Origin of the sequence: Brevibacterium senegalense, assembly GCF_000285835.1 — a bacterium.
GTDB lineage: Bacteria > Actinomycetota > Actinomycetes > Actinomycetales > Brevibacteriaceae > Brevibacterium > Brevibacterium senegalense.
This window is the reverse complement of record NZ_HE978601.1, coordinates 146,393-166,219: the sequence shown is the minus strand read 5'-3', so window position 1 is coordinate 166,219 and position 19,827 is coordinate 146,393. Positions and strand designations below refer to the sequence as shown.

General features: G+C 70.2%; 17 protein-coding genes. 14 read left to right on the top strand and 3 right to left on the bottom strand.

The window, feature by feature from the left end:
* Positions 1–19 precede the first annotated feature (19 nt).
* The 12 genes from metG to HGBR_RS16295 all read left to right on the top strand — a co-directional run bounded on the left by metG (position 20) and on the right by HGBR_RS16295 (position 14,445).
* Positions 20–1,561 (top strand): methionine--tRNA ligase, encoded by a 1,542-nt coding sequence (gene metG, locus HGBR_RS03885; protein ID WP_019158017.1) that lies wholly within the window; start codon positions 20–22, stop codon positions 1,559–1,561.
* Complete coding sequence (locus HGBR_RS03880) at positions 1,561–2,517, top strand: TatD family hydrolase (protein ID WP_019158016.1); 957 nt, start codon at positions 1,561–1,563, stop codon at positions 2,515–2,517. The genes metG and HGBR_RS03880 overlap by 1 nt, the downstream gene beginning before the upstream one ends.
* Positions 2,518–2,701: 184 nt before the next feature.
* Positions 2,702–3,928, top strand: a complete 1,227-nt coding sequence (locus HGBR_RS03875; RefSeq protein WP_019158015.1) for a resuscitation-promoting factor — start codon at positions 2,702–2,704, stop codon at positions 3,926–3,928.
* A complete protein-coding gene (locus tag HGBR_RS03870; RefSeq protein WP_245533257.1) occupies positions 3,925–5,424 on the top strand; it encodes a resuscitation-promoting factor in 1,500 nt (499 codons plus the stop codon). Before HGBR_RS03875 ends, HGBR_RS03870 begins: the two co-directional genes overlap by 4 nt.
* 291 nt (positions 5,425–5,715) lie before the next feature.
* Positions 5,716–6,009 (top strand): co-chaperone GroES, encoded by a 294-nt coding sequence (gene groES / locus HGBR_RS03865; RefSeq protein ID WP_019158013.1) that lies wholly within the window; start codon positions 5,716–5,718, stop codon positions 6,007–6,009.
* Between the two features lie 78 nt (positions 6,010–6,087).
* The gene (gene groL, locus HGBR_RS03860) at positions 6,088–7,680 is read left to right on the top strand and encodes a chaperonin GroEL (protein WP_019158012.1); all 1,593 of its coding nucleotides are present in this window, start codon (positions 6,088–6,090) and stop codon (positions 7,678–7,680) included.
* A gap of 155 nt (positions 7,681–7,835) precedes the next feature.
* Positions 7,836–10,445, top strand: a complete 2,610-nt coding sequence (locus HGBR_RS03855; protein ID WP_019158011.1) for an ATP-dependent Clp protease ATP-binding subunit — start codon at positions 7,836–7,838, stop codon at positions 10,443–10,445.
* A gap of 377 nt (positions 10,446–10,822) precedes the next feature.
* Positions 10,823–11,854 carry a pseudouridine synthase gene (locus HGBR_RS03850; RefSeq protein WP_019158010.1) on the top strand — a complete coding sequence of 344 codons (1,032 nt, stop codon included), beginning with the start codon at positions 10,823–10,825 and terminating at the stop codon, positions 11,852–11,854.
* Between the two features lie 120 nt (positions 11,855–11,974).
* Positions 11,975–12,325, top strand: a complete 351-nt coding sequence (locus tag HGBR_RS03845) for a hypothetical protein (RefSeq protein WP_019158009.1) — start codon at positions 11,975–11,977, stop codon at positions 12,323–12,325.
* 113 nt (positions 12,326–12,438) lie between these two features.
* A complete protein-coding gene (locus tag HGBR_RS03840) occupies positions 12,439–12,642 on the top strand; it encodes a helix-turn-helix domain-containing protein (RefSeq protein ID WP_026077314.1) in 204 nt (67 codons plus the stop codon).
* Positions 12,642–13,370, top strand: a complete 729-nt coding sequence (locus HGBR_RS03835) for a CPBP family intramembrane glutamic endopeptidase (protein WP_019158007.1) — start codon at positions 12,642–12,644, stop codon at positions 13,368–13,370. The genes HGBR_RS03840 and HGBR_RS03835 overlap by 1 nt, the downstream gene beginning before the upstream one ends.
* Before the next feature lie 241 nt (positions 13,371–13,611).
* Complete coding sequence (locus tag HGBR_RS16295; protein ID WP_019158006.1) at positions 13,612–14,445, top strand: lytic transglycosylase domain-containing protein; 834 nt, start codon at positions 13,612–13,614, stop codon at positions 14,443–14,445.
* Positions 14,446–14,478: 33 nt separating this feature from the next.
* On the opposite strand, the gene HGBR_RS03825 is transcribed toward HGBR_RS16295, so the two are convergent.
* Positions 14,479–15,174, bottom strand: coding sequence for a GNAT family N-acetyltransferase (locus HGBR_RS03825; RefSeq protein ID WP_019158005.1), 696 nt, complete (start codon positions 15,172–15,174; stop codon positions 14,479–14,481).
* A 217-nt stretch (positions 15,175–15,391) separates the two neighbouring features.
* On the opposite strand from HGBR_RS03825, the gene guaB reads away from it, so the two are divergent.
* Positions 15,392–16,918 (top strand): IMP dehydrogenase, encoded by a 1,527-nt coding sequence (guaB, locus tag HGBR_RS03820; RefSeq protein ID WP_019158004.1) that lies wholly within the window; start codon positions 15,392–15,394, stop codon positions 16,916–16,918.
* 96 nt (positions 16,919–17,014) lie between these two features.
* Positions 17,015–18,310: an MFS transporter gene (locus HGBR_RS03815; RefSeq protein ID WP_040364635.1), complete on the top strand. Its 1,296-nt coding sequence runs from the start codon at positions 17,015–17,017 to the stop codon at positions 18,308–18,310.
* A 19-nt stretch (positions 18,311–18,329) separates the two neighbouring features.
* Here HGBR_RS03815 and mobA read toward each other — a convergent pair whose 3' ends face one another.
* Together mobA and HGBR_RS03805 are read right to left on the bottom strand one after the other, a co-directional pair.
* The gene (gene mobA / locus HGBR_RS03810) at positions 18,330–18,941 is read right to left on the bottom strand and encodes a molybdenum cofactor guanylyltransferase (RefSeq protein WP_026077312.1); all 612 of its coding nucleotides are present in this window, start codon (positions 18,939–18,941) and stop codon (positions 18,330–18,332) included.
* A 7-nt stretch (positions 18,942–18,948) separates the two neighbouring features.
* Entirely contained in the window at positions 18,949–19,755 is an 807-nt protein-coding gene (locus tag HGBR_RS03805; protein WP_019158001.1) for an acyl-CoA thioesterase, read from the bottom strand.
* Between the last annotated feature and the right edge of the window lie 72 nt (positions 19,756–19,827).

Genomic DNA, 19,827 nt, shown 5'->3' with positions numbered 1-19,827 from the left:
CTAGTAAGCTGGCGCCACTATGACCTTCTACATCACCACCGCGATCGCGTACCCCAACGGAACCCCGCACATCGGCCACGCGTACGAGTACATCGCGGCGGACGTCCTCGCCCGCTTCCATCGTCTGGACGGCCGGGACGTCTTCTACATGACCGGCACGGACGAGCACGGTCTCAAGATGCAGCAGACGGCGGAGAAGGAGGGCATCACGGCCCGCGAACTGGCGGACCGCAACGCCGCCGCCTTCCAGCGCCTGCACGACTTCCTGGGCTCCTCCTACGACCGCTTCATCCGCACGACGGACGAGGACCACAGGGCGGCCTCGCAGGCGATCTGGCAGCGGATGGTCGACGCCGGCGACATCTACCTGGACACGTACAGCGGCTGGTACTCCGTGCGCGACGAGGCGTACTACCAGGAGGACGAGACGGAGGTGGTCGACGGCGAGCGTCGCTCGATCACGACCGGCACCCCCGTCACGTGGACGGAGGAGGAGTCCTACTTCTTCCGCCTGTCCGCGTACCAGGAGAGGCTCCTGGCGCTCTACCGCGAGCACCCGGAGTTCGTGGGCCCGGACGTGCGCCGCAACGAGGTCGCGTCCTTCGTGGGCGGCGGACTCAACGACCTGTCCGTCTCGCGCACCACCTTCGACTGGGGCATCCCGGTCCCCGGCGACGAGCGCCACGTCATGTACGTGTGGGTCGACGCGCTCACGAACTACCTGACGGGCGCGGGCTTCCCGGACGTGGACTCGCAGGTCTTCCGCGACCGCTGGCCGGCGGACGTCCACATCATCGGCAAGGACATCTCCCGCTTCCACGCCGTCTATTGGCCGGCGTTCCTCATGAGCGCCGGCATCGAGGTGCCGAAGCGGGTGCACGCGCACGGCTTCCTCTTCAACAAGGGCGAGAAGATGTCGAAGTCCGTGGGCAACGTCGTCGACCCGTACGACCTGGTCCAGTCGTTCGGCCTCGACACCCTGCGCTTCTTCGTGCTGCGCGAGATCTCCTACGGCCAGGACGGCTCCTACTCCGCGGACGGCATCATCACCCGCAAGAACACGGACCTGGCCAACGAGTACGGCAACCTGGCGCAGCGGTCCCTGTCGATGGTCGCGAAGAACCTGGACGGGCGGATGCCGGCGCTCACGGACCTGACGGCGGACGACGAGGAGCTGCTGGCCTCCGCTCGCGCCCTGCTGCCCACCGCACGTGAGCAGGTGCTGCAGCAGAACCTCCACCTGTACGTGGGGGACGCGTGGAAGGTGCTGGCCGCCGCGAACCGCTACATCAGCGCGCAGGAGCCGTGGAAGCTCAAGAAGACGGACGCGGAGCGCATGTCCGTGGTGCTGGCGGTCGTGCTGGAGGTCGTCCGGATCGTGACCCTGCTGGTGCAGCCGGTCATGCCGGAGTCCACGTCCCGCATCCTCGACCTGCTGGGCGTGGACGCGGGCTCCCGCACGTTCGCGGACCTCGACACCCCGGTCGCCGCGGGCACGCAGCTGCCTGCGCCGGCGCCCGTCTTCCCCAAGCACGTCGAGCCCGCGGAGGAGTCGGCCTGATGGCGGGCTCCCGCGCGGCCGGCGAGTACCCGCCCGTCCCGGAGCCGCTGCCGCACCCCGTCGTCGACACCCACACCCACCTCGACATCTGCACGGGCGCCCGCGGTCCGCTGCGCGACGGAGAGCCGCGGCCGGAGGTGGAGCCCGGCGAGGACGAGTCGTTCCCGCCGCTGTCCTTCTTCCACGAGAACGCGCAGGCGGCCGGTGTCACCCGGATCGTGCAGATCGGCTGCGACATGGCCTCGGCCCGCTGGACGGCCCAGGTCGTCGACGCCGAGGCCGCGGCCGGCCGGGACTGGATGCTGGGCGGGGCTGCGATCCACCCCAACGAGGCACCCCGCCTGGGTGCCGCGGGACTCCTGGACGAGTCGCTCACGGAGATCGAGCGGCTGTGCCGCGGCGACCGCATGCGCGTCGTGGGGGAGACGGGGCTCGACTGGTTCCGCCTCGACGAGGCGAGTGTGAACGGGGTCGCCGTGCCGGTGGACCGGGCCCGGCGGTTCCAGGAGGAGTCCTTCCGCGCGCACATCGAGATCGCGAAGCGGCTGGACCTGGCGCTCGAGATCCACGATCGCGAGGCCCACGCGGACGTCCTGCGGGTGCTGCGCGAGGCGGGTGCGCCGGAGCGCACCGTGTTCCACTGCTTCAGCGGCGATGCGGCCCTGGCCCGGGAGTGCGCCGACCGCGGGTACTACATGTCCTTCGCGGGGAACGTGACCTTCAAGAACGCGCGCGATCTGCGCGAGGCCGCGGCCCTGGTGCCGCGTCAGCTGCTGCTGACGGAGACGGACGCCCCGTTCCTCACCCCGCACCCACACCGCGGCAGACCCGGCGGTCCCTACCTCACGGCCGTGACGGCCCGGGCGCTCGCCCAGGTGCGCGGGGAGGACCTGGCGCAGCTGTGCGCGGACGTCGTGTCGAACGCGCAGGACGTCTTCGGAGACTGGGAGCTGTGAGACGGGAGGCTCCGGGCGTGAGCCTGCGTCTGCAGGTCAGCACGCGTGTCGAGAATGGGACCTGTGATCGCGCTGTGACCGACGCTCCGTGACCTCGCGCACGGGAACATCACGATCGTTGCCGCCCAGATAACGAATCGGTTACACTCGATCCGTTGTACTCCTCGACCCGATTGGATCCTCCGTGCTCACTGCTCTGCGCAACCGCAAGGTGCAGATCGCCGGCCAGGCTGTCGTCATCACGGCGCTGGTGGGCGGCACCGCCGCCTTCGTCGGCCTCAACAAGCAGGTCGATCTGACCGTGGACGGTGAGACGCAGCAGGTCCGCACCTTCGCGGACTCCGTCTCCGACGTCCTCGACGCCAACGAGGTCCAGGTCGCGGACGGCGACCAGGTCCAGCCCGGCGCGGACGCGGACGTGACCCGCGGGATGGACATCATCGTCAACACCGCCAAGGACGTCGACCTGACCCTGGACGGCGTCACGTCGGAGGAGACGACGACCGGCAACACGGTCGCAGAGGCACTCGCGGATCTGGGCATCGACCCGGAGGGCGCTGAGGTCTCCGCGGACCTGGACGCGTCGCTGGCCGACGGGCAGAACTCCCAGCTCACCGTCGTGACCCCCAAGACCGTCACGGTCGTGGCGGACGGGGAGCGCACCGCCGTCGATGTGACCGCGGCGTCCGCCGGCGAGGCCGTCGACGAGGCGGGCATCGAGCTGGGCGAGGACGACACGCTCTCCCTGCCGCTGGCCGCTCCGATCGCCGACGGCGGCGTCGTCGAGGTCCTCCGCACCAAGACGGAGGAGAAGACGGAGACGGAGACCATCGAGAAGAAGGTCACCACCAAGAACGACGACTCCCTGCCGCGCGGCGAGCGCAAGGTGCAGACGGAGGGCAAGGACGGCGAGCGCGAGATCGTCTACGACGTCACCACCGTCAACGGCAAGCAGGTCGCGAAGAAGAAGAAGTCGGAGGAGGTCGTCGCAGAGGCGAAGGACGAGGTCGTGCTGCTGGGCACGAAGGAGCCCGAGCCCGCACCTGCTCCCGAGGACAACGGCGGCGACGATTCCGGTGACTCCGGTGATTCGGGCGAATCCGGCGGTTCCGGTGACTCCGGTCAGGAGGACAACGGCGATCGCAGCCCCATGACGACGGCGGAGATCAAGGAGATGCTGGGCGGACCCGGCTCCCGCTGGTACAACCTCGTCAAGTGCGAGTCGAACTTCGACCCCAAGGCCGTCAACCAGCAGAACCGCGCGCACTTCGGCCTCTTCCAGTTCAAGATCGCCACCTGGCAGTCCGTGGGCGGTTCCGGCAACCCGGCCGATGCCCACCCGCGTGAGCAGTTCAAGCGGGCGAAGATCCTGCAGCAGCAGGCCGGTTGGGGCCAGTGGGCCTGCGCATGAGGCAGGGGGAGTCCGCACCCGATGCGGTCCTGCCCACCCACGGGATCGTGACCGCGACTCCCGTGGAGGCGCCCCCGCTCACCCGCCGCGAGGCGCTGGCCCGGGAGCGTGCCGCGCAGGCCGCTTCCACGGCCATCCCCGATCCCGAGGCCCCGGTCGGGTCCGTCGACGAGCCGACCACTGCCTCGGAGGACCAGGCTGACCCGATCCAGCCGGACGGGCAGACCCAGCCAGTTGCGGCCTCGATGGCACAGACCCAGCCGACCACGGCCTCGGCGACGGCTCCCGTCACCTCGCTGGCGCCAGCGGTCGCAGCACGGGGGCGCAAGCGCCGGTCCCGGGTGCGCACGGCGCAGATCGTGGGCCAGGCCGTCGTCATCACGGCGCTGGTCGCGGGCACGGGCGCGTTCGTGGGCCTCAGCACGCCGGTCGACCTGACGGTCGACGGTGAGGGCAGCTCGACACGGACCTTCGGCAGCACCGTCGCGGACGTGCTGGCGGCCGAGGGCATCGAGGTCGAGCGCGGGGACGAGGTGAGCCCCGCGCTGGACGCGGACCTGACCCGCGGCATGGACATCAGCGTCAGCACGTCGAAGGACGTGGAGCTGCGCGTCGACGGCATCGCGTCCCAGGAGACGACGACCGCGCACACCGTGGGCCAGGCGCTCGCGGACATGGGCATCGACGCGCGCGGCGCACAGGTGTCGATGGACCTCGAGGCGCCGCTGGCCGACGGTGCGTCCACGCCGCTGTCCGTCGTCACCCCCAAGACCGTCACCGTCCGCGCGGACGGGGAGACGATCCCGGTGGAGGCGACGGCGGCCTCGGTGTCGGACGTCCTGGCGCACGCCGGCGTCGAGGTCGCGGACACGGACTTCGTGACCGCACCGCTGGGTGCACCGGTCGTCTCCGGCCAGAACATCGACGTCATGCGCACGGAGACCACGACCGAAGAGGTCGAGGAGACGATCGAGCATGAGGTCGAGAAGAAGGAGACCGACGGGCTCGTCGAGGGCGAGACGAAGGTCGAGAAGAAGGGCGAGGACGGCAAGCGGACCGTCGTCTACGAAGTGGGCACCCTGGACGGTGAGGAGCTCACCCGTGTCGAGAAGTCCGAGGAGATCCTCGAGGAGCCCGTGACCGAGGTCGTCCTCGTGGGCACCGGCGACCCGAACGATCCGGACAGCTACGAGGTCCCGGCCGACGGCGGCTCGACGATGACGACGGAGCAGATTAAGGAGATGCTGGGCGGCCCCGGCAGCCCTTGGTACAAGATCGTGCAGTGCGAGTCGGAGTTCAATCCCAAGGCCGTCAACCGTCAGAACAACAAGTACTTCGGTCTCTTCCAGTTCGGCATCCTCACCTGGCAGGGCGTGGGCGGCAGCGGTAACCCCGCGGACGCCAGCCCGCAGGAGCAGTTCCAGCGCGCCAAGGTGCTGCAGGAGCGCTACGGCTGGAGCCAGTGGGAGTGCGCCGGCATGGTGGGCGTGGGCTGAGCGGACCGCGCCGTGCGCTGAAGCCGCAGAGGTGCGGAGGCGCAGCGATGCGAGGTCGCGCAGGCGTGACCACCGTGAGATCGCTGAGAGCGGACAGGAGGGGCTGGCACTCGGGTTGACCGAGTGCCAGCCCCTCACTAGAGTCGGAGTTAGCACACGCACACCGTGAGTGCTAAGAGTGCGCCAGCGGCATCGCAGCCCGGCACCCGCGACGACGGGCCGCGATCAGGACCCCTTCCAGGGTCAGCCGGTGCACGCGTTCACGCCATTTCTACTAAGGAGAGTGTCCGCATGTCGGTCTCCATCAAGCCGCTCGAGGATCGCATCGTCGTCCGTCAGGTCGAAGCAGAGCAGACCACCGCTTCCGGTCTGGTCATCCCTGACACCGCCAAGGAGAAGCCGCAGGAGGGCGAGGTCGTGGCCGTGGGCCCCGGCCGCGTCGCAGACAACGGGACCCGCATCCCGCTGGACGTCCAGGTGGGCGACAAGGTCGTCTACTCGAAGTACGGCGGCACGGAGCTCAAGTACAGCGGCGAGGAGTACCTCGTCCTGTCGGCTCGCGACGTCCTCGCAGTCATCTCCTGACTCCCTCGCGCGCATCTGATGCGCGCGTCGCAGCACAACAGCTGACTTTCAGACTTCAGAGGGAAGAAGAGACACACCATGGCAAAGACCCTTCAGTTCGACGACGATGCGCGCAAGGCGCTGGAGCGCGGCGTGAATGTCCTGGCCGACACGGTCAAGGTCACGCTGGGCCCGCGCGGCCGCAACGTCGTCCTCGACAAAGCGTGGGGCGCACCGACCATCACGAACGACGGCGTGACCATCGCCCGTGAGGTCGAGCTCGACGACCCGTACGAGAACCTGGGCGCACAGCTCGCCAAGGAAGTCGCCACGAAGACGAACGACGTCGCGGGCGACGGCACCACGACCGCCACCGTCCTGGCGCAGGCGCTGGTCCACGAGGGCCTGCGCAACGTGGCTGCGGGGGCTGCCCCCAGCCAGCTCAAGGCCGGCATCGAGGCCGCTGTCGAGGCCGTCGAGGCCCGCCTGCGCGAGAACGCTCGCGAGGTCGACGGCTCCTCGGACATCGCGCACGTCGCCGCCCTGTCCGCCCAGTCGAAGGAGATCGGCGAGATGATCGCCGAGGCCTTCGACAAGGTCGGCAAGGACGGCGTCATCACGATCGACGAGTCGCAGGCCTCCTCGGTCGAGCTCGAGTTCACCGAGGGCATGCAGTTCGACAAGGGCTACCTGTCCCCGTACTTCGTGACCGATGCGGACCGCCAGGAAGCAGTCCTGTCGGACGCCTACATCCTCATCAACCAGGGCAAGATCTCGAACATCCAGGATCTGCTCCCGGTGCTGGAGAAGGTGCAGCAGGCCGGCAAGCCGCTGTTCATCGTCGCCGAGGACATCGAGGGCGAGGCCCTGTCGACGCTGGTCGTCAACAAGATCCGCGGCATCCTGAATGTCGCCGCGGTCAAGGCGCCCGGCTTCGGCGACCGCCGCAAGGCGATCCTCGAGGACCTGGCCGTCCTCACCGGCGGCGAGGTCATCACCGCGGACATGGGCATGAAGCTGGACCAGGTCAACCTGGAGCAGCTGGGCTCCGCCCGCACCGTCACCATCACGAAGGACGCCACGACCATCGTCGAGGGCGCCGGCGCTGAGGACGCGGTCGCAGGCCGGGTCGCGCAGATCCGCGCCGAGGTCGAGAACACGGACTCCGACTGGGATCGCGAGAAGCTCCAGGAGCGCCTCGCGAAGCTGGCCGGCGGCGTGGCCGTCATCAAGGTGGGTGCGGCGACGGAGGTCGAGCTCAAGGAGCGCAAGCACCGTGTCGAGGACGCCGTGTCCGCGACCCGTGCGGCCATCGAGGAGGGCATCGTCCCCGGCGGCGGCTCCGCGCTCATCCACGCGGCGAAGGCCATCGAGGGCACGGACCTGGGCCTGACCGGCGACGCGGCGACGGGCGTGAACATCGTCCGCCGCGGCATCGTCCAGCCGCTGCGCTGGATCGCGGAGAACGCGGGCCAGGACGGCTTCGTCGTCGCCTCCAAGGTCGCAGAGCTGTCGCCCGGCCAGGGCTACAACGCGGCGACCGGCGAGTACGGCGACCTCATCGGCGCCGGCATCATCGACCCGGTCAAGGTGACGCGCTCCGCTTTGCGGAACGCCGCCTCGATCGCGGCGCTGGTCCTCACGACGGAGACCCTCGTCGTGGAGAAGAAGGAGGAGGACGAGGACGCCTGATCCTCTGAACCCTCCCCAGCGCTCACCCCGGTGAGAGCGAAGCTGCGGATGCGGGCCCGGGACCTCTGTTCCGGGCCCGCATCCCATTCACGGGAATATCCGCGGCGCTCATGCGTTGAGTTGAGCGTACGTCACTCAATCTTCTAGGAGCAGACATGGCAACCTTCTTCGGCTCGGCCGGTGCGGGCGGCGACTCCTTCGAGGACTTCCTCGCCCGTCTCCTGCAGAACCAGGGTCCTGCCCGCAGGCCCATCGACATCACGCGCCTGCTCACGCGCCGCACGCACGAGCTGCTGGGCGCGGCCGGGACCTTCGCAGCCGAACACGGCCATGCGGAGGTCGACATCCTCCACCTGCTGCGCGTCATGATGGACCACCAGCAGATCCGCGCCCAGGTCGCGGCGACCGGGGCGGACCCGGACGCGATCGCGAAGGACGCGGAATCGCGTCTGCCGGAGCGCGCGGAGTCCCGCGTGCCGGGCCAGGTGGCGCTCACCCAGTCGACCCAGAAGTCGATGCTGGACGCCTACCAGGTGGCGCGCGGCTTCGGGTCGACCTACATCGACCCGGAGCACGTCTTCATCGCGTTCGTCCTCAACCAGGATTCGTACGCGGGACAGCTCCTGGCGCGCGCGGGTGTCACCCCGCAGTCGCTCCAACAGGCGGCTGCCGAGGCCGCGGAGTCCGGTGAGACGCTGGGCGAGTCCCAGGCGGAGGCCGGCGAGGAGTCGGCGACCCCCATGCTCGACCAGTACGGCCACGACCTCACGGCCGAGGCCGCCGAGGGCCGACTGGACCCGGTCATCGGCCGGGATCAGGAGATCGCGGAGACGATCGAGATCCTGGCTCGCCGCACGAAGAACAATCCCGTGCTCATCGGTGAGGCCGGTGTGGGCAAGACCGCGGTCGCGGAGGGCCTGGCGCAGGCCATCGCCGACGACGACGTGCCCGCGCAGCTGCACGGTCGCCGCGTCATCTCCCTGGACCTGCCGGCCATGGTCGCGGGCACGAAGTACCGGGGCGACTTCGAGGAGCGCTTCACGACCCTCCTGACGGAGATCAGCGACGGCGAGGGCGAGTTCATCGTCTTCATCGACGAGGTGCACATGGTGCTGGGCGCCGGCGGCGGAGGGGACTCCGGCGGCATGGACGCCGGCAACATCCTCAAGCCGCGGCTGGCCCGCGGTGAGCTGCGCCTCATCGGCGCGACGACGCTGGACGAGTTCCGCCGGGTGGAGAAGGATCCCGCGTTCGCGCGCCGGTTCCAGCCGGTCACGGTGAACGAGCCCTCGCGGGACGACGCGATCACGATCCTCACGGGCCTCAAGGGCCGCTACGAGGAGCACCACCACGTCGAGTACACGGAGGACGCGGTCCGGGCGGCGGTCGACATGTCCAGCCGCTACATCACGGACCGGTTCCTGCCGGACAAGGCGATCGACCTGGTCGACCAGGCGGGTGCGCGCGTGAGCCTCACGCGCGGCCCGCGTATCGATGTGGCCGCCCTGCGGGAGCAGGAGACCGCGCTCGAAGAGGAGAAGAAGAACGCGATCACCCAGGAGGACTACGAGGAGGCCGCACGCGTGCGCGACCGGATCGTGTCCCTCCAGGAGGAGATCGCGGCGGCGGAGCAGAAGGTGACGGCGGCCTCGGCGGGGGGTGTCCTCACCGTCGGTGAGGACCAGATCGCAGACGTCGTCTCCCGGGCGACCGGTGTGCCCGTCGCCCGCCTCACGCAGGACGACCGGCAGCGGCTGGCAGGCCTGGAGGAGGAGCTGCACCGGCAGGTCATCGGGCAGGACGACGCGGTGAAGGCCGTCGCGCAGGCGGTCCGCCGCAGCCGCGCGGGCATGAGCGACGCTGGGCGACCGGTGGGCTCGTTCCTGTTCCTGGGACCCACGGGCGTGGGCAAGACGGAGCTGGCCCGGGCGCTGGCGACGTCGCTGTTCGGCGACGAGGACGCGATGATCCGCTTCGACATGAGCGAGTTCGGGGAGCGGCACACCGCCAGCCGGCTGGTGGGCGCACCTCCCGGATACGTGGGCTACGACGAGGCCGGGCAGCTGACCGAGCGGGTGCGCCGTCGGCCGTACTCCGTCGTCCTGCTGGACGAGGTGGAGAAGGCCCACCCGGACATCTTCAACCTGCTGCTGCAGGTGCTGGACGACGGTCGGCTCACCGACGGTCAGGGGCGGACGGTCGACTTCCGGAACACCGTCATCATCATGACGTCCAACTTGGGGTCCGAGTTCCTCACCAGCTCGATCGGGACGATCGGGTTCAGCGCGGAGGAGGGGACGGCCTCGGCGACGTCGCCCGAAGTGCGCAGCCGCGTCATGAGCCGTCTCAAGGAGACGATGCGGCCGGAGTTCCTCAACCGGATCGACGACATCGTGCTCTTCGGGAAGCTGGAGAAGGAGCAGCTGCGTGAGATCGTGCAGCTCCAGCTGCGGGATTCCGCGGAGAGGCTGGCGCTGCAGGACATCGGCCTGTCCGTCACCGCGGAGGCGATCGAGCTCATCGCGGACCTGGGCTACGAGCCCGAGTACGGTGCGCGTCCGCTGCGCCGGGTCATCCAGCGGCAGCTGGACGACAAGATCGCGGATCTGCTGGTGGCCGGGGGCATGCAGGCGGGCGACCGCATCCGCGCGACCGCGGTGGGCGGCAGGCTCCAGGTCGCGAAAGCAGTGCCGGAGCTGGCGGCGGCTGCCGTGCGGCCCCGCGGCCTGGGCGACGCCGGCGACGACGGGCTCATCGTGATCTGAGGGGTGGGTGGCCGGGCTAAGCCCCTGTTGGATTTGAGGTTGCGTTCTGCAGACCTGCGAGGTCTGCAGAACGCAACCTCAAATCCTTGCGAGCGACTCAGGAGCGGGCCCTGTGCGGGACGCGCACGGCTGAGATCGGGATCTGACGATTGAGTAGCGGATCCACACCACTCCGACCGGTGTGGATCCGCCGCTCAATCTGAAAAGCCGCCACTCGATCGGACGATGGGTCGCCGGCTCCGCAGTGCCGGATGGCTGGCCCACCCGATCCACTTCGAGGTGGCACGCAGTGACGCACGGAGGGCGCGCCCGATCCACTTCGAGGTGGCTTCGCGATGACGAACGGATGGGCCACCACCCCACTAAGATCGGGGACCATGGCACTGGTCTCCCCGCTCCCTCCCCGCGAGGGCATCTCCGCCACCCGCCTGCGCGCGCCCGGCGGCCCCGGTCAGCACGCGCGGATGCACCAGCCGGTCCCGCCGAACGTGGGCGCGTGGTTGCGTGGTGACTTCCCGGAGGCCACCGAGGACGAGATCCTCGCCCTCACCACGGAGCAGGACTTCACCGACGAACACGGCAGCCGCGTCACCCTCGACGACCCGGTCATCCCCGGCGGCTTCTACTGGTTCCACCGCGTCGTCCCGCACGAGGACCGCGTGCCCGTCGAGATGGGCGTCGTCCACGAGGACGAGGACCTGCTCGTCATCGACAAGCCCCACTTCCTGGCGAGCACCCCCAACGGCCGCTTCGTCCGCGAGTGCGTCGTCACCCGCCTGCGCGTCGAGCGCGACGACCCCCACCTCGTCGCGATCCACCGCCTGGATCGCGTGACCGCAGGCCTCCTGCTGGTCTCCAAGCGCCCGCAGACGCGCGGCGCCTACCAGTCCCTGTTCCAGGCCCGCCGGATCCGCAAGACGTACCGCGCCCTGGCCGCCCTCACCCCCGCCACCGAGGTCCCGGCCGGCTGGGCCGCCTGCCGCACCACCCTGCTCCACAAGGAGTCCGGTGAACGGCAGGTGCGGGAGGTCGCCGGGCCGCCCAACTCGCGCACGGAGGCGAGGTGGGTGCGGGATCTGGGTGACGACGACCTCGGCGGCGTGCTGGCGCAGGGGACGGTGCCTGACGGCTGGGAGGCGCCCCGGATCGGGGAGTTCGAGCTCAAGCCGCACACCGGGCGGACGCACCAGCTGCGCGTGCACATGCACGGGTGGGGGATGCCGATCCTGGGCGACCCGGTCTATCCGGTGGACATCGGATTCCATCCGTACGACCTGTCGTCGCCGCTGCAGCTGCTGGCGAGCAGGCTGGAGTTCAGGGATCCGCTCTTGGGGGTGGGGAGGGTGTTCGACAGTCAGCTGACGCTCACGCCCACACCGGCGCAGCTGGGGCTGGACCCGCGGGACTGAGGGGGCGCGTCCGCGAGGGCGCCGCGTCGGCCCGTGTTTACGTCAGTCGTAATTACGACTAGCATAAAGCGCGGGCCGTTCGTCGGTCCTCCCCACTCCTCCGACGCAAGGTGTGCCCTCATGACCGCGAACTCCGACCTGGTCGACGAGCCGACTCACGCGGACGTGCCGCGCCCGCCCCGGTTCCTGCGGATCGCGATCCTGGTCTTCGAGGTGGGGTGCTGGGTGACGGCCGGGCTGCTGGCGATCATCGCCGTCTTCGGCATGGCGCTCATGGCCCTCTGGCGTGAGGTCCCCGTCACCGCGCGTCTCATCGACGGGGCCTCGCTCATCGAGAACGGCGGTGGCGCGGTGGACGGCGGTGCCATAGACGTCACCCTGCAGGACGTGCCGCTCGCGGTGTCGTGGCCGTACCTGCTGGTGCTGGCGACCGGCTCCCGCATGTGGTCCGAGCATCGGACGCTCGTGTGAGTCGCGTGGCCGATGCGAAGGGTGCTGCCGGCGGGAAGGGTGCGGGCGGCTCGAAAGAGGCGGGCCGGAGGAAGGCGTCGCGCGCGAAGGGCGCACAGCTCGAGCCCACACGCATCCGCAGCGACCTGACCCGACTGCTGGAGGAGCGTCAGATGACCCTGACCCGACTGAGCGAGGAGGTGGGCGTGTCCGTCACGAACCTGTCCCTGCTGAAGAACAACCACGTCCGAGCGATCCGCTACAGCACCCTCGAGGCCATCTGCGAGGCGCTCGACTGCCAGCCCGGCGATCTCCTGCGCTTCGAGGCGGACCTGTGATGGCGGAGCGTCCGGCTGTGCCCCCGCATGACCCGCCGGCCCCGCGCCTGCGCCACGCGGCACTCGCGGGTGGACTCGTCGTGGTCTGCGGGGCCGTGACGATCGGTCTCGTCCTCCTGGCGCACAAGCTCTTCGGGTGGAGGCCGGACACCGGCGCTCTCATCCTCATCGTGCTGGGGACGCTGACGCTCGCGTCCGCCGCCGCGGTCGGCCTGGTCGTGCGGCGCACCCCGGAGCTGACCCCGCAGGTGCTGGGGTTCCGCCGGCCCACGCTCCGGACCCTCCATCTCCTGTGGCAGATCCCGGTCACCTTCATCGTCGCGGTCGCGGTCAGCGGGCTGGTCCTCACGACGCTGTTCGACGGGAGCGGGACCGGTGACGGTTCCAGCACGGCCCAGGACATCGGCGCCATGGGCGGCGGGCTGCTTCCCATCCTCGTCCTCTGGCTGCTCGCCGCGGTCCTCACCCCGCTGTGGGAGGAGGTCCTGTTCCGCGGCCTCATCTTCCAGGCGCTCGCCCACCGCATGCCGTGGTTCCTCGCGGCCCTGCTGGCTGCGGCGATCTTCGCGGCGATCCACATCGCCCCGCCGGCGCTCGCCTACGTGTTCGTCCTCGGACTGTCGGCCTGCCTGCTGCTGCGGTTCCACGGGAATCTGTGGGCGCCGATCATCCTCCACGCCGTCAACAACACGATCGTCGTGCTGGTGGGTGCCGCGGCGGTCCTGTGAGCTGACGGATCGACAGTGAGGGCGCACGCGGAGTGGACGGCCCGCGCCGGGGCCTGCGGTCCCCGACCAGCGGTGCAGGTCACGTGCGTCCTCGCAGCTCCCGCTCCGGTTCGGGCGGTAGCGTGGACCCGGCGCTTCCGAGCCCTGCTCCGGTTTGTGCCTCCGGTCTGAACCGCTCCTGCCCGCTGACCAGGTTCCGACCGTCCCCGCTGTTCCCCCGCCTCTGGAGGTGTGCCCGCCCATGCGACCCGCCCGCGTGTTCGCCACCGTCATCGCCAGCCTCCTGGTCGTGGCGATGGGGGTGGGACTGTGGGCGCTCATGTCCTACCTGTCACTGGCACCGTCGCCGATGAAGACCCCCTCCATCGCCGAGGCCGACCACGGTTCCGCCGCCGGCGCACCCGACCGTCCCACCCCTCCCCTGGTCGCCGGCGGTGCCCGCCCGGCGGACCGGATCGTGGGAGACGACGGCCTCGAAGAGGTGCGGCCGGCAGCGGAGGGTTCCCCGGCCTCGGCGTATGCGGTCGACCCGGACTGGGCGGGCGAGACGGCGGAGCGCACCGGCATTCCCCAGCGCGTCATGGAGTCGTATGCGGCCGCGGCGCTGTGGGCGCAGGACGAGCACCCGCGCTGCGGCGTCGAGTGGAACACCCTCGCCGGTGTCGGCTGGGTGGAGAGCCACCACGGGTGGTTGCACGGGGCCTCGGTCCGGGCGGACGGGGACGTGCGGCCGAAGATCATCGGCGTGCCGCTGGACGGGACCGGCGGGACCGCGCTGGTGCGCGACACGGACGGCGGCCGGCTGGACGGCGACACGGAGTTCGACCGGGCCGTGGGCCCCATGCAGTTCATCCCGGAGACCTGGGAGATGTTCGCCGTCGACGCGCGGGGGACCGGGGAGGCGGACCCGCACCACATCGACGACGCCGTCTTCAGTGCCGCGAACTACTTCTGCAGCATGGGGGTCGACTTCGCCTCGGACGAGGGATGGAACCGCGGCATCCTCCGGTACAACGCGTCGCAGGAGTACGCGGACGACGTGTACGCGGCGGCCCAGTACTACGCGGAGGCGTGAGGAAGGCGCGAGCCTGCACGGTGACGCGGGCGCTCATCTGTCCCGCAGGCGCTGCTCCAGGCCGAAGCGGACAGTGGGCCATTCTGCTGCGATGATCGAGTAGACGACGGTGTCGCGCAGCACTCCGCGATGGAGCATGTGATTGCGCAGGATGCCGTCCTGCTTGGCTCCCAGCTTCTCGATCGCGCGCCGGGAGTGGTGGTTGTGGAAGTGCGTGCGGAACTCGACGGCGATGCAGTCCAGCTCGTCGAACGCGCGGGTGAGCATCATGAGCTTCATCTCCGGGTTCGTCCGCCCACCGTGCACCCGCGGGCTCAGCCACGTCGACCCGATCTCCACGCGTCGATTGGGCGCATCGATGTTCATGAAGGTCGTCATGCCCACCGGGTCGCCCGATTGCAGGTCGACGACGGTGAACGGCGCCATCGACCCGGCCTCCTGGAGTCCCAGGCGGCGGTCGATCTCCGCCTCCATCCCGTCCGACGACGGGATTGCCGTGACCCACAGGTCGCCCAGATCCTCCGCGGCCTGCGCCAGACCGGGTGAGTGTGCGTGGTCCAGCTGCTCGAGGCGGACGGTGGGACCGATGAGTGTGGGTGCGGCCGCGAAGTCCTGCGGCGCGGGGCCGTCGGTGGAGTGCGCTCCGCGGCGACGCCGGCGCAACCCCGCAGTGGGCGCGGACGAGGACTGCGCAGTCGGGTCTCCCGGCGATCCGGACATGGAGGTCATGCGTGCACGATATTCCAGCCCGCGGCGAGAATCACCTGGAGAATCGAAGGATCGCGCGCTTCCCGGCCGCCGTGAGCAACCTCATGCGCGGCGCGCACGCGCGCGGAGTAGCATTGCCCCCAGGCTCCAGACGCGTCCCGGACGGCCTGATCGCGCAGTGCGACCGCCGTCCGGGAATGCACCTGGATGGCAATCGCACGACGGTGACGGGGGACTCATGGCGGACGAGCAGACAGACTTCACAGTGGCAGGGGATCCCTTCGGGCTGACGGGACTCACGTACGACGACGTGCTCCTGCTGCCGGGCGACACGGACGTCATCCCGTCCGAGGCCACGACGCAGACGAAGCTCACGCGCGAGCTCGACATCAACATCCCGCTCATCTCCGCCGCGATGGACACCGTGACGGAGTCGCGCATGGCGATCGCGATGGCCCGGATCGGCGGCATCGGCATCATCCACCGGAACCTCTCGAAGGAGGACCAGGCGGAGCAGGTCGACTACGTCAAGCGGTCGGAGTCCGGGATGATCGACAATCCCGTGACGATCACGCCGGATCGCACACTCGCGGAGCTGGACGAGATCTGCGGCCAGTACCGGATCTCCGGTCTGCCGGTCGTCGACGAGGCGGGCGTCCTCGTGGGCATCATCACCAACCGCGACCTGCGCTTCATCCCGCACCAGAAGTTCGCCTCCGCGACGGTGGGCGAGTTCATGACGAAGGCGCCGCTGCACACCGCGAAGGTGGGCGTCGACAAGGACGAGGCGTACGCGATCCTCCGCGAGCACAAGATCGAGAAGCTGCCCCTGGTCGATGACGACTACGTCCTGCAGGGCCTCATCACCGTCAAGGACTTCGTCAAGCGCGAGGAGTACCCGCTCGCCGCGAAGGATGGCTCCGGCCGGCTCCTCGTGGGTGCCGCGGTGGGCTTCTACGGCGATGCGCTGGAGCGCGCGGGCCTTCTGGCGGAGGCCGGTGCGGACGTGCTCGTCGTCGACACCGCCAACGGCCACGCCCGCGGTGTCACGGAGATGATCGCCCACCTCAAGAAGGACCCCGCGTTCCGCGACGTCCAGGTGATCGGCGGCAACGTCGCGACGACGGAGGGCGCGCAGGCGCTCATCGACGCCGGCGCGGACGCGATCAAGGTGGGCGTGGGCCCGGGCTCCATCTGCACGACCCGCGTCGTCGCCGGTGTGGGCGTGCCGCAGGTGACCGCGATCCACCTCGCCGCGCAGGCGGCCAGGAAGGCGGGCGTCCCGCTGATCGGCGATGGCGGCCTCCAGTACTCCGGCGACATCGGCAAGGCGCTGGTCGCCGGTGCGGACTCCGTCATGCTGGGCTCCCTCTTCGCCGGCACCGCGGAGAGCCCCGGCGACCTGCTCCTCATCAACGGCAAGCAGTACAAGGGCTACCGCGGCATGGGCTCGCTGGGCGCGATGGCTCCCCGCAAGGGCCAGTCCTACTCGAAGGACCGCTACTTCCAGGCGGACGTCGCCACGGACACGGACCTCATCCCGGAGGGCATCGAGGGCCGCGTCGCCTACCGCGGCCCCCTGCGCCAGGTCGCCAACCAGCTGACCGGCGGCCTGCGCCAGACGATGTTCTACGTGGGCGCGCGCACGATCCCGGAGCTCAAGCATCGCGGCCGCTTCGTCCGCCTCACGACGGCGGGCCTCAAAGAGAGCCACCCGCACGACATCCAGATGACCGTCGAAGCACCCAACTACCACTCGAAGTGACGCGCCGTCGGCGCACACACTGATCGACACCGCGTGACCGGTGCGGCCCTGCTTGGGGGTCGCACCGGTCACGCGTTCTCCGGAGAGGACCACCTCATGACAGCAGCGCCAGCAGGACGCGATGGAGCCCTGCGCGGCGTGCCGGTGCTGCTGGCCTTCATCGCGGTCTTCATCGCGGCGGTCAACCTGCGCGCGGGCATCGCCTCCCTGGGGCCGGTCCTCTCCGACGTGCTCGCGGCCTTCGGCGCCGGTGGGGAGATGGCCGGGGCCGTCACCGCGCTGCCCGGACTCTTCTTCGCTGTCATGGGTCTCCTGGCCGTGCCGCTGGCCTCCCGCTTCGGGCTCAGCACGATGCTGACCGCGGGCATGGTCCTCACGCTCATCGGCCTGGCTGTGCGCCCGTGGATGGGCGACATCTGGATCTTCCTCGTCCTGACCGCGTCCGTCGTCGCCGGCATCGCCCTGGCGAACGTGCTGCTGCCGGCGTGGATCAAGAGCCACGGCGGCCGCCACATCGTCGCGCTCATGACGATCTACACCTCCGTTCTGGGTCTGTCCGGCGCGGTCGGTCCCCTGAGCGCGCTGCTCTTCGAGTGGCGCGGCGCGCTCTTCGTGTGGTCCTTCCTCGCCGCCGCCCAGGTCGTCGTCTGGCTCGTCGTCGCCGCCCGGACCGGCTACGACTTCCCGTCGGGAGCCCGGACGACGGTCGTGCCGGACGAGGCCGCCCCTGTCGACACCGCTCCCGAGGCCGGGGTCACTCCGACCGCCCCCGCCGGCTGGCGGCGCGAGTCCCTCTGGCGGGCTCCCACCGCCGTGTTCCTCATGCTGTTCTTCGGTCTGCAGTCGACGAACGCGTACATCCAGATGGGGTGGCTGCCGCAGATCTACCGGGACGCGGGCGTGAGCCCGGCCGTCGGCTCGGTGGGACTCGCGCTCGTGGGTGCGCTCAACGTGATCGGCGGCCTCGTCATGCCCACCGTCCTCGCGCGGGTCCGCAGTGCGGTGCTGCTCCCCGTCCTCTTCTCCATCCTCACGGCAGTGGGTTACGCGGGGCTCCTCGTCGTGCCGGACGTCCTGCCGCTGCTGTGGGCGATCATCCTGGGCGTGGGCGGCTTCTGCTTCCCCACGGCGCTCGCACTCATCCCGGCCAGCAGCCGCGATCCGCTCGTGACCGCCCGCCTGTCCGGCTTCGTGCAGCCCTTCGGTTACTGCCTGGCCGCAGTGGGGCCGTTCCTCGTGGGCGTCGCCTACGGGCGCAGCGGGGACTGGACGCTCATCCTCGCCGTCCTCATCCTCGCGACCGTGCTCATGGCGGTCTTCGGCAGCCGCGCCGCACGGCGCGGCTTCATCGACGACGAACTCATCGAGGCCGCCCGCCGCCGGCCGGTCTGACGGCCCGCCGACCGCGCACTCATGCGCCCGGTCGGGTGCTCCCGGTGATCCGCCGCAGATCGTCCTCCGTGTCGAAGTCCTCGAGACTGGCGGTGCTCACCGCGACCTGCACCGGGTCGACGCCCTCCCACAGCAGCCGGACCGGCAGATCGGTGGGATCGCCGACGTCCTCGAGCCGGGCCCTCAGCAGCGCATCCGGCCACGCCGCGCACAGGTGCTGACGCCTGCCGGTCGCGTCCGCGGACGCGACCGCTCGTCCTGTCTGCGCGCATGTGTGTGCCAGATGCGTCAGATCCGCGGGATCCGTGTACGGCACGTCGCCGGCCAGCACCAGCACGACCGCGTCCGGCGCCGGGGGCATGTCCGCGACCGCGGCGGCGATCCCTGCCAGCGGGCCGCCGAAGCGGGGCTCCTCCTGCACCTCGTGGACGCCGGCCCGCAGGTCGTCCGGGATCCCGTCCGCGGGCCCCGCGACCCAGATCCCGTCGACCGGCACCGCCGTGAGCGCAGCATGGACGCGAGCCAGGACGGGCACTCCGCCCACCCGCACCCCCGGCTTGTGGACTCCGCCGAACCGCGAGGACCGTCCCCCCGTCAGGACCAGACCGCGCACGCGGCCACAGGCTGTCATGAGTGTGTCACCCCTGCGCGGTGGGACGGAACAGCGTCTCCTGCGCGATCGTCGCGACGTGGACGCCGTCCTGGGTGCCCAGACGGCCTCGGTACAGGCCGCGGCCGTGGGAGACGGCCTCGGGATGGAGGTCCATGAGCGTCCACGCGTTGAGGTCGACGTCCTGGTGGAACCAGACCGCGTGGTCCAGGCTCGAATCCGACTTGTAGTCCGCAGAGTTGTACGCCCCCACCCCGGAGGAGATGTCCGACAGGTACGTGAGTGCGCACTGGTGCAGCAGCTGGTCGTCGCCCAGGTCCTCGACGCAGCGGGCCCAGAAGCGCAGCGGGTAGTCGGGTGCGTCGTAGACCTGCTCGGTGGTCCGGGACTCGAAGCTGAACATCCGCGGCAGCGTCGTGGGTGTGCCCAGCGGAGCCTCGGCGACCGGCAGCGGCTCGCCGTGCTCAGGGCTCTCGACGGCGCGGGCGAACGAGGCGGACATGTTGAAGATGACCTTGCCCTCCTGCAGGGCGACGACGCGCCGGGCGGAGAACGAGCGGCCGTCGCGGTCGCGGAACACCTGGAACACGGTGGGCTTCGCCGCATTGCCCGGACGCAGGAAGTACCCGTGCAGCGAATGGGGATGCCGGTCGTCCTCGACCGTCAGCCCCGCGGCCCGCAGCGACTGCGCCGCGACCTGACCGCCGTAGAGCGCGTAGGGCTCCTCGAAGACGTAGCCGCCGCGGTAGATGTTCGTATCGATCTCCTCGAGCGCCATCATCTGGGTGAAGGAGCCCTCGATCTCCGCGGGATGCGAGAACTGGACTTCGGGCATGAGGCCTCCGATCGACGGATGAGGGAGAGGGCCTGGCGCGTGCAGGCGGGTGAGGGACGTCACCCGATCCTA